The sequence below is a fragment of the Nostoc sp. genome (genome assembly GCF_036917195.1).
Lineage (GTDB): Bacteria > Cyanobacteriota > Cyanobacteriia > Cyanobacteriales > Nostocaceae > Nostoc.
In genome coordinates this window covers 13,128-28,586 of the sequence record NZ_JBALDG010000097.1, presented here as the reverse complement: position 1 = coordinate 28,586, position 15,459 = coordinate 13,128, and the positions used below count along the sequence as shown (strand labels likewise).

The 15,459-nt window shown below is 44.9% G+C and carries 18 protein-coding genes; 17 read left to right on the top strand and 1 reads right to left on the bottom strand.

The window, feature by feature from the left end:
- Positions 1–589: 589 nt before the first annotated feature.
- Positions 590–988 carry a transposase family protein gene (locus V7K40_RS32700; RefSeq protein WP_334967035.1) on the top strand — a complete coding sequence of 133 codons (399 nt, stop codon included), beginning with the start codon at positions 590–592 and terminating at the stop codon, positions 986–988.
- 562 nt (positions 989–1,550) lie between these two features.
- On the opposite strand, the gene V7K40_RS32695 is transcribed toward V7K40_RS32700, so the two are convergent.
- Positions 1,551–1,784 carry a hypothetical protein gene (locus V7K40_RS32695; RefSeq protein WP_334967034.1) on the bottom strand — a complete coding sequence of 78 codons (234 nt, stop codon included), beginning with the start codon at positions 1,782–1,784 and terminating at the stop codon, positions 1,551–1,553.
- A 217-nt stretch (positions 1,785–2,001) separates the two neighbouring features.
- On the opposite strand from V7K40_RS32695, the gene V7K40_RS32690 reads away from it, so the two are divergent.
- The 16 genes from V7K40_RS32690 (at position 2,002) to V7K40_RS32615 (ending at position 15,175) form a co-directional block, all read left to right on the top strand.
- Positions 2,002–2,631 carry a response regulator transcription factor gene (locus V7K40_RS32690; protein WP_334967033.1) on the top strand — a complete coding sequence of 210 codons (630 nt, stop codon included), beginning with the start codon at positions 2,002–2,004 and terminating at the stop codon, positions 2,629–2,631.
- Positions 2,632–3,057: 426 nt separating this feature from the next.
- Positions 3,058–3,615 (top strand): DsbA family protein, encoded by a 558-nt coding sequence (locus V7K40_RS32685; protein WP_334967032.1) that lies wholly within the window; start codon positions 3,058–3,060, stop codon positions 3,613–3,615.
- A gap of 235 nt (positions 3,616–3,850) precedes the next feature.
- Positions 3,851–4,663, top strand: a complete 813-nt coding sequence (locus tag V7K40_RS32680; protein WP_334967031.1) for an alpha/beta hydrolase — start codon at positions 3,851–3,853, stop codon at positions 4,661–4,663.
- Between the two features lie 221 nt (positions 4,664–4,884).
- Positions 4,885–6,519: a GMC family oxidoreductase N-terminal domain-containing protein gene (locus tag V7K40_RS32675; protein ID WP_334967030.1), complete on the top strand. Its 1,635-nt coding sequence runs from the start codon at positions 4,885–4,887 to the stop codon at positions 6,517–6,519.
- Between the two features lie 81 nt (positions 6,520–6,600).
- Positions 6,601–7,032 (top strand): cupin domain-containing protein, encoded by a 432-nt coding sequence (locus V7K40_RS32670; RefSeq protein WP_334967029.1) that lies wholly within the window; start codon positions 6,601–6,603, stop codon positions 7,030–7,032.
- Between the two features lie 266 nt (positions 7,033–7,298).
- The gene (locus V7K40_RS32665) at positions 7,299–7,562 is read left to right on the top strand and encodes a hypothetical protein (protein ID WP_334967028.1); all 264 of its coding nucleotides are present in this window, start codon (positions 7,299–7,301) and stop codon (positions 7,560–7,562) included.
- A 173-nt stretch (positions 7,563–7,735) separates the two neighbouring features.
- The gene (locus V7K40_RS32660; RefSeq protein ID WP_334967027.1) at positions 7,736–8,485 is read left to right on the top strand and encodes an SDR family oxidoreductase; all 750 of its coding nucleotides are present in this window, start codon (positions 7,736–7,738) and stop codon (positions 8,483–8,485) included.
- Positions 8,486–8,855: 370 nt separating this feature from the next.
- Complete coding sequence (locus tag V7K40_RS32655) at positions 8,856–9,725, top strand: alpha/beta hydrolase (protein ID WP_334967026.1); 870 nt, start codon at positions 8,856–8,858, stop codon at positions 9,723–9,725.
- 116 nt (positions 9,726–9,841) lie between these two features.
- Positions 9,842–10,717: an alpha/beta hydrolase gene (locus V7K40_RS32650; RefSeq protein WP_334967025.1), complete on the top strand. Its 876-nt coding sequence runs from the start codon at positions 9,842–9,844 to the stop codon at positions 10,715–10,717.
- Between the two features lie 142 nt (positions 10,718–10,859).
- Positions 10,860–11,855 carry an alpha/beta hydrolase gene (locus tag V7K40_RS32645; protein WP_334967024.1) on the top strand — a complete coding sequence of 332 codons (996 nt, stop codon included), beginning with the start codon at positions 10,860–10,862 and terminating at the stop codon, positions 11,853–11,855.
- 174 nt (positions 11,856–12,029) lie between these two features.
- Positions 12,030–13,058, top strand: a complete 1,029-nt coding sequence (locus V7K40_RS32640; RefSeq protein ID WP_334967023.1) for an alpha/beta hydrolase — start codon at positions 12,030–12,032, stop codon at positions 13,056–13,058.
- A gap of 186 nt (positions 13,059–13,244) precedes the next feature.
- The gene (locus V7K40_RS32635; RefSeq protein ID WP_334967022.1) at positions 13,245–13,640 is read left to right on the top strand and encodes a DUF6130 family protein; all 396 of its coding nucleotides are present in this window, start codon (positions 13,245–13,247) and stop codon (positions 13,638–13,640) included.
- Positions 13,637–13,888 carry an SDR family NAD(P)-dependent oxidoreductase gene (locus tag V7K40_RS32630; RefSeq protein ID WP_334967021.1) on the top strand — a complete coding sequence of 84 codons (252 nt, stop codon included), beginning with the start codon at positions 13,637–13,639 and terminating at the stop codon, positions 13,886–13,888. Before V7K40_RS32635 ends, V7K40_RS32630 begins: the two co-directional genes overlap by 4 nt.
- A 90-nt stretch (positions 13,889–13,978) precedes the next feature.
- On the top strand, positions 13,979–14,368 hold the full coding sequence (locus V7K40_RS32625) for a DUF302 domain-containing protein (protein ID WP_334967020.1): 390 nt from the start codon (positions 13,979–13,981) through the stop codon (positions 14,366–14,368).
- Between the two features lie 221 nt (positions 14,369–14,589).
- Positions 14,590–14,781 (top strand): hypothetical protein, encoded by a 192-nt coding sequence (locus V7K40_RS32620; RefSeq protein ID WP_334967019.1) that lies wholly within the window; start codon positions 14,590–14,592, stop codon positions 14,779–14,781.
- Between the two features lie 28 nt (positions 14,782–14,809).
- The gene (locus V7K40_RS32615; RefSeq protein ID WP_334967018.1) at positions 14,810–15,175 is read left to right on the top strand and encodes a hypothetical protein; all 366 of its coding nucleotides are present in this window, start codon (positions 14,810–14,812) and stop codon (positions 15,173–15,175) included.
- Positions 15,176–15,459: the final 284 nt, after the last annotated feature.

The window sequence follows — 15,459 nt, the reverse complement described above, 5'->3', positions numbered from 1 at the left end:
AATTGGTATTCAGGTGCTTTGGCGAGGTTGGTTAAAATTACACGACCTCTGTGAGGGTTGGCAGCTTGCAAAAGAGACTTAACGGGAAAAGTCAGGTCCTGATTAGGTTATATTAAAAACAATATCCAGGAAACGCAGCGATTGGTTGGTCTAAAGTATGAGCAACTAGAATAACTAATGAAGCAGGCGATCGCCTTAGATAATTAAAAGCAACAGGACATCGAAGCAAAGAAAATTAGAATCATAAATAAAGGGGGTGGTCGTCAGGTAAAGCTATCTAAGGAGGAGCAAATTCTGTTAACTTTGATATATCTATAACACTTGACAACATTTCAATTGCTAGGTATTTAGTTTTAAGTAAGTGAATCAACCGCAAATGATACATTTAACTACTGGTTTCCACTCCGAGAAGAACTCTGACCATCAAGTTTACTCGAACAAGTAAAAAAAACGTCAGTGACTCCAAGATTGTTAAAGGAATTCTCACCGATTTTGAACTAATAGTAGATAGTTGTGAATAGTCTAGAGAAAGACCTGGAGAGTATGAAGAACAAAAAAATATTACTTTGGCAAGAATAAAAATCATACAATGAAAAACCAGGTTATCGTTTTACCAAACGGAGAGGACATTGTTGATATAGTCGCGGGTCATCCTGAACCAAAAAGTGATATAAATTTGTTTCGAGAACGTCAAAAAGGATTTGACCATAGACAAAAATTTAATGGTGATAAAGCTGATGAAGGAGAATCATCAATTAAAACTCCAAAAAAAAAGCCGAAAAAAGGAGAACTAAGCTTATCCCAAAAAGAGAAAAATAAAGAACTGGCATCCGAACTAATTTTTGTCGAACATTTGATTCGTGTAATTAAAATCTTTAGAGTTGCTTCTGAACGATTTAGATTAAATCCACGGAAATACGAACAAATAATGATGACGATATGTGGAGTTGTAAGACTCCGTATAGGAACATTAGTTTTACCAATATAAAATAGTGGAATTTTTTTGCAGTTAAAATTAACTAGTATAGATACTTAGTTTGGCATTATTATCAACAGTAACTATCTTAAAGCCTTATTTTTGCGTTGAGAGTGACTGATGTTTGCAATTGGCGTTTGCCTGGTTAAATCCAGTCAGACAGCGACATTGGTATTTTTCGGAGATGTCTAATAGTATAGGCTCAAAGGGCTGTTTGCTACCACTCTTAATTGCAATATAATTTGTATTCACATTTTTTCCTAAATTTTTCCATGACAATCTGGGCGACAAACAGCACCTATGGCGTAGTCATTAGTCAATAAGAAGGGTGTGGGGGGATAAAGGGTAGGGTGTAGGGGATACAACATTGAACGGGACTTGGTTATCAGTCATCAAGTATCCGCATTATTAGCGATAAGGACGGAGCCTGAAAGCGTTGCATAAAAGCAGGGCTTTACTGCAGGAGCTGAACCCGTAGAGTTGTCCTTACTACAAGTGAATCAACCTGGAAAAATGAATGACGATTAGCTTAACTGTTAACTGTTCATTGTTTTTTCGGGCTTGTGTGATTAAATCAGTCTCGAAGGTGGTAAGGAGAGCCCAGTAAGTCAAGTTTTATCACCTCGTATTTTTCAGCTACAGCCCAAAACTCCTGCCATGTAAACTGTTGACGTGCAAGTACTTGCCTAATTTCACTAATAGCCACAGGTAATAGTTGTAATTGCTCCGTCTTTGTTGCGATCGCTGATTGTGTGGGACTAGTACCCAAAATTATCGCCGCCGCTTCGAGCGCTTGGATGTTGTTCATGGCAACGCTTAGGTTTTTCAGTGCCATGCCCATAAGGCGTAGACATTCTTGAGCATTTTCTTTGAGTGGTTCAAGAGCGTTTATTAAGCATATGGAAGAACTAAATCAGATGTTTTACGGGAACTAATTAGAACCCTTAAGATAAAAAAGCCGCTCCTTTAGGATGGGGCTTGTATCCCATTTCTTTGGTCACTATCAATCGAGAGTGAGAATTACAATGAGCCAATCCACTACGATCCGGGTGCTGATTGTTGACGACCATCCCATAGTCAGAAAGGGTCTAGCAACTATCATTAACCGCGATCCAGAAATGACAGCGATCGCTCAAGCTGAAAATGGACAGCAGGCGATCGACGCGTTTCGAGAATACCAACCCGATGTCACGCTAATGGATTTACGAATGCCTAAAATGGGAGGTGTTGAAGCCATTATGGCAATTTGTGCTGAATTTAAGCAGGCTCGAATCGCGGTACTCACGACCTACGATAGTGATGAAGACATCTATCGCGGCTTGCAGGCGGGCGCTCAAGGCTATCTGCTTAAGGATGCTAAACCTGGCGAGCTTTTAAATGCGATTCGCGCCATTCATAATGGTCAGAAATACATTCCGCCAGAAGTGGGCGCAAAATTATTGCAGCGAATGAGCAATCCAGAACTGAGTGAACGAGAGTTGGAAGTGCTGCGTTTGATGGCACAAGGAATGAGTAATCAGGAAATTGGGACTGCTTTAAGTATTGGTGAAAGCACTGTCAAATCGCATGTGAATCGCATTTTGAGCAAACTGGGAGTGAGCGATCGCACACAAGCCGTGATTACTGCTGTTAAGCGTGGGATTGTAAGTTTGTAAGTGGGAAAAAAGGGGGGAAGAAAAGTGAACCTTTACAAAGAAGGCAGGAGTTAGGAGACAGGAGGTTGTAAGTATAAATTAAAACTTTAATTCTGGGTCTAAAACAAAAAAAAAGATAAATAATTATACTTATATTAACTTAGAGCAAGGTATAAAACGTCTACAGCCTAAGTCCCACTCTTTTAAGGGTGGGTTCCTCCTGCCTCCTGCCTCCTCAACTTTTCCCCTTTAGATTGGCTTTAGACTCCAACTAAAGTTGGAGACAACCTTCCACTGCGAGATGGACAGGTTCATCCATCACTTGATTGTACAAAAATGTCAACCCAGAGTGGACGACAACAGAGAGTCAATTGTCTATATTGAATCCATAGCAATGTTGATGCAGTTGGTTTGTGAGGCTTAAGTTTGCTTAATACAAACCGAAAGATGACTTACAACCATAATAATCGTTCTCTATTCGTTCCGCCTTCAACCCAGGATCATATCCAAGGTGTACTGAATGCTACTGTAGTATTCGTCATGTATGGAGATTATGAATGTTTTCAAAGTGCCAACGTCTATCGATTGATTAAAGTTGCTCAACAGCAATTGAAGGTTTCGTTTGGAGAAAACAATTTAGGTTTTATCTTCCGTCATTTTCCTCAGGTACAGATTCATCCACATGCTCAACGAGCAGCGGAAGCCGCGGAAGCCGCTGCGGCTCAAGGGCAGTTTTGGCAAATGCATGAGATATTGTTCATTTATCAACAAGAGTTGGAGAATGGCTATCTAGTAGAGTACGCCAATCGTTTAGGACTTGATATTTCTCAATTTTTGCAGGAATTATCCAAGGGAGCGTATGTCAATCGTATCAATGCGGATATCGAAGGTGGACTGCGAAGTGGAATAGAGGTTGCACCCGCTTTGTTTATTAATGGAATTCGCTATCTTAATCGCTGGACTGTTGAACAGATAATGGTAGCCATTGTTGCTGCAAATGATTAAGGTTTTTGGTGCTTATCTTAACAAGTAAGTAGGTCGGTGTGAATATTTCTTGTTGGGATGAGGCAGAAGGCAGGAGGCAGGAGCCAAGAGGGTTTGAGTCTATTTAATTTTCTTAACATAGTTTAGTTTTTCCACATCGTTCTACTTATTTGAGCGGGGAGTATTTCATAACTTCTATACGGACAACAAAAACCAGAGATTTGAGCAATTTAGCAAGAATACAAAGGCGATCGCAATGATAGTTTTTACATGGAAAAAAGTTCAAAAATTGTTACTGTGGTTATCTGCATTAAGTGTTGTCGTTGGGATATTAATGCATCCAACATCAGCCACCTCCAAGAAATTACTTCAAGCCTCCAACTCTAAACCTGCGATCATTCTCGTTCATGGGGCTTTTGCTGATGGTACATCATGGCAACACGTTATTCCATTGTTGGAGCAGGATAGCTATAGAGTGACCGCTGTGCAGATTCCGCTCACCTCGCTTGCTGATGATGTGGCAACGACGAAGCGGGTAATTGACAATCAAAAAGGTTCCGTTGTTTTGGTCGGACATTCCTATGGTGGAAATGTGATTACGGGTGCGGCGGCTGGCAATCCACAGGTGAAAGCTCTGGTTTATGTTAATGCTTTCGCCCCAGATGTCGGAGAAAAGACGAGTGATTTGAATAAAAAGTATGCAGCACCTCCAATTAGCAAGGCGATCGTACCTGATGCTGCAAACTTTCTCTATATAGATCGCAGTAAGTTTCACGAGTTTTTTGCCCAAGACGTATCGAAGACTGAGGCGCGAGTGATGGCAGCAACCCAAAAGCCGATCGCCAGCGCCGCGTTTGAGCAATCATTGAACGAAATCGCCTGGAAAACGATTCCTTGTTGGTTTATCGTGACTCAAAGCGATCGCGCCATCAACCCTGAACTTCAACGATTTATGGCTAAACGGATTAATGCTAAGACAACCGAAGTTAACTCCAGTCATGTTCCTTTTATTTCTCATTCAAAAGAGGTTGCCAAAGTGATTGAAGCAGCAAGCACTGCTGTAAAGTAATCCCAATTTAACGATTTGTTAGTGAGCCAAGTCCCGCGAACCAATCAGACGCAAGTTTGGTTTTTGGCAGAATATTTGCTGGATACACCATTGGTACGCAATTAACTTCAGCAGATCGGGTGTTGTAAATGAATAACTAACAGTGTTTCAGCAATCACTCTTTAAATCAGTTTATTCTTGACTCCATTTATCCATCGTAGATAACAGAGGAAGAGAACTTTATGACCAATTATGACTACATTGTAATCGGTGCAGGGTCGGCAGGTTGTGTGGTTACCAATCGTCTAACCGAAGACAGTGACACAACTGTGTTACTCCTAGAAGCGGGCAACCCAGCTACGAAACCAGAAATTCAAATTCCGGCGCAATGCTTTAGCCTAATAGGCTCTGAAGTTGATTGGAGTTACTTTTCTGAGCCGGAACCCTACCTGAAGGGTCGCAAAATGTTTTGTTCCCGTGGCAAAGTCTTGGGGGGCAGCAGTTCGATTAATTTCATGATGTATGTCCGGGGCAATCCTCAAGATTACGATCGCTGGCAGAAATTAGGAAATCCCGGTTGGTCGTACCTTGATGTATTGCCCTATTTCAAGAAATCGGAGCAGCAGCAGCGAGGCGCGTCAGAATTTCACGGGGTTGATGGGGAGTTGAGCGTTACCGATTTGATGTCCCCTGCTGTAGTCTCCCAACGCTTTGTAGATGCCTGTGTCTCAATGGGATACAACTACAATCCTGATTTTAATGGTGTACAGCAAGACGGGGTAGGACTCTATCAATTGACGGTCAAGGATGGTAAACGGCACAGTGCTGCGGCTGCTTTTCTTCTACCCATTCTCCATCGTCCCAATTTGACAGTAGTGACAGGGGCATTGGTGACGAGATTGCTGGTTGAGGGCACTCGCTGTGTGGGAGTGGAATATCTGCATGAAGGTACGCTTCACCAGGTGAGAGTCAACCAGGAAGTGATTTTAAGTGCAGGTGCGTTTGATTCGCCCAAACTGCTAATGCTTTCTGGAATTGGTACTGCCGAACACCTGCAAGCGATGGGAATTTCTGTCGTTGCAGATTTGCCGGGTGTCGGTCAAAACCTTCAGGATCACATTCTCACTTGTGTCGTTCAAGAAGTTACTCAAGATATACACCCTGCCATCACCAGTAATGGAGTTGAAGCCGGATTATTTTTGCATAGCGAGGGGAATGTGGAGGTCGCACCCGATTTGCAGTTCTTCTTCGGGCCGATTCAATTCTTGTCACCTGGTTATACTCCTGCTAATTTTGGATTTACGGGTGCAGTCTCTCTTACCAGTCTGCAAAATGTTGGCAGCGTTAGTTTGCGTCCTGCCGGAGGCAGCAGCGCTGACGCTCGAAGACTCGCTACCGCTTCGCTAACGCTATCGCCTGACCCCAACGATCCACCAACCATTCGGATGAATTATCTACAAAGTCAAGCCGATGTGCAAAAGTTGGTTGAGGGAGTTAAATTAATCCGCCAATTGATTCAGACCAGTGCCTTTGATGATTTTCATGGTGAAGAGATTGCCCCAGGTTCCCACGTTCAGAGTGATGCAGCACTCGAAGCTTACATTCGGGACACTTGCAGCACTGTATGGCATCCGGTTGGCACTTGCAAAATGGGCATTGACTCAATGGCAGTGGTCGATCCTCAACTACGAGTACATGGAATTCAAGGTCTTCGTGTTGTTGATGCATCAATCATGCCAACAATTACTACAGGCAATACAAATGCACCCACTATCATGATTGCTGAGAAGGCAGCAGATTTAATTAAAGCGGAGCGTACCTCGCAAAGCGTTCCCAACAAGCTTAATGTTCAAAATTTGTCACACTTGTCTATCTAGAAACGGCATGAACGCCTGCTTTACCCGATCTGCAAGCTTGAGCGTTCATAACACAATTCATTTATTAGAAGAAGTACTTCTATGACAAAATCATTCTGGCTTCTTAATAACTACCTTACTATCGTCGCCGATCGCACCACAACTGATGGTAAATATGACCTGATTGAGGGCTATTTCCCTCCTGGTGCACAGACTCCACCCCATCGCCATACACGCTATTCAGAACAACCCTATGTATTGGAAGGAGAGTTCACTGTCTGGGTTGATAAGAATAAGGTTGTGCTAGGCGCAGGTGAAAGTGCCTTTATTCCAATGGGCACACCCCATGTTGTCGCTGCACTCAGCGATCAACCAGCTCGCGGGTTAGTCGTTGCTGCGCCTAGTGCCTTTGCTCAACTCATTGAAGCAACAGGGACGCAAAACAAGAATCAGGCACCTGACATGGAATTGCTCAATCGCATCTCTAGCGAAATTGGCGACGAAATTCTGGGTACGCCTGGAGATTTACCCTAAGACTTCAGGTATAAGTACTCCGACAGAATTGATTACACAAACTTTTTTCTGACTCCTGCCTTCACGAATGAATTTAATTTTGTCCGATTACTTATCTTAAATGACTAGCAACACCACGACCAACATCCAAATGCAGAAATGGACTCAAGCCTGCCTTCACTGATAAGTTGGAAAGCTCATTCGCGGACGCTTTTGCTGACAACGTTACTCTTGAAGCCAGTGTGCTTGTCCGCTCGATCCAGGGGCGGGATTGCGTAAAAAGTGTTATGGCTACCCCCAGCAAAGTTTACGAGGCGCTCACTTTCACTCGTCAAGTCGAGAGTGCTCAACAAACATATCTGGAGTGGGAAGCGAAAGCGTTCGGCGGACAGCCCCTTTCTGATGTGACAATCCTCATCAAAAACTCAGATGGTCTAATTGTCCATATTGCTATCCATCATCGTCCCCTCGGTGCAGTGCTCCGCTTCTCGATTGAGATGCGCGAACGTCTTAAGGGCAAGATCCAGCCGGACTATTTCTACCAAGGATAGGGGTTAGCAGCTGTTTGTCGATGGCGGTATGGCACAGATTTGAGCGCTACTTAACTTGAAGCGCTACCCGAAAGTTGGTGCGACTAGCTTAATTACTAAAGCCTGTGGGCTAGATACAGCCTCGTCATTGTGCAAAAATTGCATTTAAACCCAATAATCAGAGGATTCGCATAATGGGAAAACTAGAAAGAAAAATCGCCCTTGTCACGGGTGGTAACAGTGGTATCGGTCTTGCCACAGCCAAACAGTTTGTTGCTGAAGGTGCTTATGTCTACATCACGGGTCGTCGCCAAGTCGAACTGGATGCTGCTGTAGAAGCCATTGGTAAAAATGTTACGGCTGTGCAGAGCGATGTTTCTAATCTGGCAGACCTCGATCGCCTGTTTGCCACCATTAAGCAAGAGCAAGGACACCTTGATATCATCTTCGCTAATGCTGGCGGTGGAGAAATTGCCCCACTTGGAGCAATCACTGAGGAACACTTTGACAAAACATTCAACATAAACGTCAAAGGTTTGCTGTTCACCGTACAAAAGGCACTGCCACTGTTGCCAGAGGGCGCTTCTATTATCCTAAATGCTTCGATTACTTCTATAAAAGGTACGCCAGCTTTCAGTGTTTACAGCGCTACCAAAGCCGCCGTGAGATCATTTGCTCGGAATTGGATACTCGACCTCAAAGAACGCAAGATCCGAGTGAATGCCATTAGCCCTGGTGTGGTTCCGACTCCTGGTTACGATCATTTGGGACTGAATGATCAGCAGTTGCAAGAATTCGTGGACAGCCAAGCCAGCGCCATCCCACTGGGACGAGTCGGCACACCCGATGAGATTGCCAAAGCGGTTGTTTTTCTGGCTTCAGCCGACAGCAGCTTTGTGAACGGCATTGAGTTGTTTGTCGATGGCGGTATGGCACAGATTTGAAGTGCCCTAAAAATATCCATCACCAAAACCGTTGAGGAGTTGGATGCTATGAATGCAAATAACGGCATCATCAGTCAGCCCAGCCCATATTCAGTAATCGAAACCATCAATCGCTTATAGCGGTTATCGAGCAGATGAAGTACACCCTCAAAGTTGAAAGGATTTAGATGTGAAGTTTTGGTATACCTTACCAGCATAGGAAGCGCTCTAGTTGAGGTTTTGCACAAACGTCTTTACCTGTTTGTGATTTGGCTGAACGAGTAATCATTGATTTTCAATTTAGAAATATCGCTCAATGCCCGGTTTTATTAAGTGACAATTTGATCTGGTGTCATAACATACAACTTCATTCTGAAGAAGGACTAATCCCATGACTACATATCGCAGCGTTTCTATCGATGGTTTAGACATCTTCTACCGCGAAGCGGGTTCCCGTGATAATCCAACGATTCTGCTATTGCACGGCTTCCCGACGTCGTCTCACATGTTCCGTAATCTCATACCAGCACTTGCTGATAAATTCCATCTTGTTGCGCCTGACTATCCGGGTTACGGCAACAGTTCGATGCCAACAGTAAATGAATTTGACTACACGTTTGATCGCTTGGCTGAGATTGTAGAGAAATTCATTGTTGCCATCGATCTCAAAAAATACAGCCTTTATGTGATGGATTATGGTGCACCCATTGGCTATCGAATTGCCGCTAAATATCCAGAACGCGTGCAATCTCTGATTGTTCAAAATGGTAATGCCTACGAGGAAGGTCTGCGCGAATTCTGGGAACCAATTAAGGCATACTGGCAAGAGCGATCGCCTGAGAATGCCCAAAAGCTCAAATATCTTTTCACTCTAGAAGCAACGAAGTGGCAATATACCAACGGTATTCGTAATCTGGAAGCAATTAGTCCCGATACTTGGACGGTGGATCAACATTTCCTTGATCGTCCCGGAAACGAAGAGATTCAACTGGCGCTGTTTTATAGCTATAGTACGAATCCACCGCTCTATCCCCAATGGCAAGAGTATTTCCGCAACTATCAACCTCCGACCCTGATTGTTTGGGGCAAGAACGACTACATCTTCCCTGCTGATGGTGCTTATCCTTACCAGCGCGATTTGAAAGACGTTGAGTTCCATCTACTCGATACCGGACATTTTGCCCTAGAAGAGGATGGGGATGCGATCGCAAACTATATCGAGCAATTTCTCACATCACGACTGCAATCCGTTCTCGCCTGATCGGTGGAAATGATGGATTATCCCAGCATGGCTCATGCTCAGGTATAAACGTTTGAATAAACAAGATCAACTATTTCTGATTCTGTTGAATGATTTGAATTTAAAAAAGTAAACGCATGACCACTTATTGCACAGTATCGATCAATGGTTTAGATATCTTTTATCGCGAAGCTGGTTCTCGCGATCATCCGACGATTCTACTATTGCACGGCTTTCCAACCTCGTCCCACATGTTCCGCAATTTAATTCCGGCGTTGGCGGAGCAATTTCATCTGATTGCACCTGATTATCCTGGTTTTGGCTATAGCTCCATGCCAACGGTGGATGAGTTTGATTATACCTTTGATCGCCTTGCCGAAGTGATAGCAGGCTTTGTCGATACAATCGGATTGAAACGTTATAGCCTTTATTTAATGGATTATGGCGCTCCGATTGGCTATCGATTGGCAACACAGTATCCAGAGCAGATTGAGACGCTGATTGTGCAAAATGGCAATGCCTACGAGGAGGGACTTGGTGATTTCTGGAAGCCCATGCGCGCTTTTTGGCAGAACAAGACACCCGAAAATGCTGATCGCGTGCGACAGGCTCTTGCAAGCAAGGGCACGAAATGGCATTACGTTACTGGAGCCAGGAATCTAGAAAACCTCAGTCCCGATACTTGGACTCTGGATCAAGCACTCCTTGATCGCCCCGGCAATATGGATATTCAATTGGCATTAAAATACGACTACCAGTCCAATGTGCGGTTATATCCGCAATGGCAAGCTTACTTGCGCCAATATCAACCACCCACGCTAATTGTATGGGGCAAAAATGACCAGAGCTTTTTAGTCGAGGGAGCTTATGCCTACAAACGCGACTTAAAAAACCTGGAGTTTCATTTGTTTGATACGGGGCACTTTACTCTGGAAGAAGATGGGGACGCGATCGCAGACCATATTCGCCGTTTTCTGACCACTCACAGAGAACACCAAGCTAACCACCAGTAACAAATAGTTTTGGCTGGGAAACGATGTCGGTAAAAAGTAATTGTCATTCTACAATTACTACTTATAAAGCAGTACTGTTAAATCAATTAACTTGACAGTGCCATCTCAACAGATTGTTTACAATTCATTAAAGGAGAATGTCATGGTTGCTCAAGCAAATTCACAAGCAGCAAAAATTCTGGAAGTTGCGGATGATCCACGTCTTTCCAAAGGAACGAAGGAATTTTTGAAAGTGCTGAATTCAGGGGGTGTGGCGCTGGAGAAACTCACTCCACTCGAAGCACGTCAAGTTCTTGTGGATGCACAGGCTTCCCTTTCAGTAGACCTTTCAGGCATTGAAGAGTCTGAAAAGACGATTGCTGCTGAGGGTTATTCAATTACCCTCAATATTGTACGACCTGAAGGGGTCAAAGGCACATTGCCTGTTTTCATCTTTATTCATGGTGGTGGTTGGGTGCTGGGTGATTACCCAACACACAAGCGCATGGTTCGCGATCTGGTTGTGCTTTCAGGGTTTGCAGGTGTGTTTGTCAACTACACTCGCACGCCAGATGCTCAGTACCCACAGGCAATCAATGAGATTTATGCTGCGACCAAATGGGTTGCCGAGCATGGTGAGGAGATTGAGGTGGATGGCAAGAATCTGGCAGTTGTTGGCAACAGTGTCGGTGGCAACATGACAGCAGTAACCGCTTTGAAGGCGAAAGAAAAAGGAGGGCCACACATCAAGCTGCAAATCATGATGTGGCCGATTGTAGATGCTGATTTTGAAACGAATTCTTATCACCAATTTGGCGATCAGCGTTTTCTGACTGCACCAACGATGAAGTGGATGTATGACATGTACATCGCTGACCCAGAAAAGCGCAAAGACATCTATGCTTCTCCTCTACAGGCGACGGTTGAGCAACTCAAAGGCTTGCCTCCAGCGTTAATTGTGGTTGCAGAGAGCGATATCTTGCATGACGAGGGCACAGCCTATGGACGCAAGCTCGATGAAGCTGGGGTCGAGGTAACAACTGTGCAGTACAACGGTATGATTCATGACTTCGGACTACTGAATGGTTTAGCCGAGTTGCCAGAAACCCGTTCTCTGTTTGTTCAAGCTGCTGCCCAATTGAAGAAATATCTGCAATAAAATGCGATCGCTTCCTTAACCGCCAGTTGCAATGAATCCTCGTTCTTGCAGGTTTTGGCATCGCGGGTTTGAGGCTGCTCTGACTTATTCAGTTTTCGTTGGGTAAGTCAGAGATAAGCTCTACAGTTCGTATTTGCGAATCATTCCAATGGTTTGAAGGATACAGTCAACCCTATGCTCAAAGCAATTAAACACAACCGCCGCCGCTTTCTGGGTACGGCGGCAGCAAGCATTTTCACAGAAATGGCACTCATGGGTACCGCACACGCAAGCTTCGACAAGCCCAAACGATCTGAATTTAGGTTTACTCCCATCAAGCAGATCAAAGCGGGTGTCCTCAATATTGGTTACTACGAAGCAGAACCGAGCGATGGATCTCCGGTGTTGCTGCTGCATGGGTTCCCGTATTCCATCGATAGCTACATTGACGTTGCACTAATGCTTGCTGCACGCGGATGTCGGGTGATTGTTCCCTACCTGCGGGGACATGGAACAACCCGTTTTCTCGACAGCGCCACACCACGCTCCGGGCAGCAAGCCGCGATCGGTGTCGATGCGATCGCCTTGATGGATGCATTGCAGCTGAACCGTGCTGTGCTTGCTGGCTATGATTGGGGTGGACGAGCCGCTTGTGTTGTTGCGGCTCTCTGGCCTGAACGATGCACAGGTCTGGTGTCCGTCAATAGCTACCTGATCCAGGATATTGCCAAGGCAGGGCTGCCACTTTCACCCGCGATCGAATCGGGGATCTGGTACCAATACTATTTCCAGACAGAGCGCGGACGCGCCGGACTGACGGCTAACAGACGTGAGATTGCGAGGATTCTCTGGACTCGCAATTCGCCGAACTGGCACTTTGACGAGGAAACGCTCGATCGACACGCCAGCGCCTTCGACAACCCCGATTATGTGGAGGTCGTCATTCATTCCTACCGCCATCGCCTTGGACTTGCTGCTGGCTATCCCATGTATGAGGAGCTTGAGCAGCGACTCGCTGCGCAACCGACCATCACGGTACCGACGATCACGCTGGACGGGGACGCAGATGGTGTTGTGCCAGCAACCGATGGGAAATCGACGGCAGCGAAGTTTAGCGGCGAACGTCAGCATCGGGTCATTCCAAACGTCGGTCATAACCTGCCCCAGGAAGATCCGAAAGCATTCGCAACTGCGGTCTGGGAACTCGCATCAAAGAAACGTTAATGGCTTCTCTGGAGCGATGACCGAAAAAGACTCATGATACAAGCTTCTAAATTTATCTATGGGGATTATTAATTTTGACTTTTGACTTCCCCGTTCGCGTAGCGTCTCCAAGAGTTGGGGATGACTCTGCGCCGCTTCACCTTCAAATGGATCGTTATATAAACTACTCTCAAGTATTTACCTGCTATGAACACCCACACACCAAGCGCTAAGGACATTATCGGATCATCACCGTTGATTGCGATTGAAAACGAAGCACCACCCAAGCTGATAGTCGATCCACCGCTTCCCGAACCACTGGCCCAAGGCCGCGTCTTCATCCAGTACTGGACGGAGAATTTGCGTGTGTTACCAGTGTTTGGCAAAGGTGCCCTCGAAGTATCGCCGCGCATCGGTCATATCCACATCACTGTTGACGACGCGCCGTGGCACTTTGTCGATTCCAGTGGGGAAACAGTGATCCTGGTGGGACTGGAACCTGGCGTGCACAAGGTGCTGATCGAACTAGCTGACCCCATGCACAAAGTAATCACCAGTGAAACTGTGAAGTTCACGCTGCCCGATCCTAAGAAATCATCATGAAAAAACTAGACGGAAAAATCGCAATTGCGACGGGGGCATCTAAAGGAATTCGTGCTTCAATTGCCAAACATCTGGCAGCCGTAGTTGGAAAAGAAGCAGCTGATCGCGTGGTTGATGAAATTATCAACCCAGATAGAAAGGCGATCGCAGTACAGGCAGATGTTACCAAAAAAGCAGAGGTCGATGCTGTAACAGAGTCGCTCGCCAAAGAGCTAGGTTCAGGCCAGATTTGTGTCAACTCATCCTGACGATCATCCCGGATTGTCCGACCTCAATTTTTGAGAAGCCGAAGCAACGACCATGTTACCCAGTTTTTATCCTGCAAGGAGTCGACTGCTATGAATGCAAACAACGGCATCATCAACCAGACCAGCCCGTATGCAGTTACTGAAACTATTGATCGCTTTGCAGCCATACTTCAAGCAAAAGGCGTCACCGTTTTTGCCCGCATAGATCAACAGGCTGAAGCCAAAAAAGTCGGACTTAGCCTACCTCCGACGCAATTGTTGCTGTTTGGCAACCTGAAAGCCGGAACTCCCCTCATGGTGGCAGAACCAACAATCGCCTTGGATTTACCCTTGAAAGTACTGGCATGGGAAGCAACTGACGGCAAGGTGTGGGTGAGTTACAACGATCCCAATTACTTAAAACAGCGCTTTTCTCTATCCGATGAGTTGGTGAAGAACGTCGCTATCATTGCACCTTTAATCCATCAAGCACTCCTTTAATTAACTTATTTTTTGACTTAATCAGGACTTACGCAAAATCTATGAAAACAACGTAGACGCCTTGGCGCAGCCTCTCGTAGAGAAGCGGCTTGCCGCAGGCTACCGCAAAGGACGTAAAGGACACAAAGGAATATTGTTATTTCGTGAAAGCGAAATTGTTGCAGAAAGCAATACGATAGGCATCTTCGTTTGAGTTTTTGTCTAAGTCCCATTAGGCAGTGGTGTCAAAGTCTGAAATAAGGCGACTACTGGCAGATAATTCGCCCACCTCAATGGTCGTTGTCGTCAAAGATGCAAGAGTTGCTCCTCGACATCCGGAACTGAGTGACGGCTATAAAGCAGCACTGATCAACTTTGAGTATATCGCCAATGCAGTCCTTTCTACAGATGAAGTTGTAGCAACAATGGGGTAATGTCAAACTCATCAATTTTACAACACTTATGAAAACATCCGCGTTACTTTTTGCTTTGCCAATCAGTATCTTAGCTAATTTTTCTTTACCTGCTTCTGCTGATTCTACTGCTGGCATCATCCTGAATACAAAATGCCAGGGTGGTTATAACATCAATATTTGGCAGAATTATACTTCCGGTGAACTGCTCTATCGCGCGACCAATCCCAACGGTAATTTAAGTTTGGGTAAAGGAACTAGCCAAGCGACAGAAGGTGTTCGAGTGTATAAGTTTCGGAAGGGAATTTATGAATATTGGGTGTGGGATGGCACGTTAGATAACCCGCAGTCTGGAATTTTAGAGGTGTATAAAAACAATCGTATCTTGATGCGGCAAGCTTGTAGAAAAAGTTGAATCTTCTAGCGGGTGTTATGAACTTTACTAGAAATGCATTATACCCTGTTTTTACTTTCTTTTTTGTTTAAGTCCCGCTAGTTAACCAGGGCAAAAGCATTTAAAGTATAAGAATCTTTTAATAGCAAGGATTTTGGCGTTTTTAAACTTAGTGTATTTTTTCGTCAATATCCTTATCCAGCAAGGGTTTCAGAAATACTGTGCGTTTGCCCTGCTTAGTTAACGACCTTGAAAACTTAATCTTGGCTAAAATTGCCTAAACTACTGCTATATCTACTTTCTAT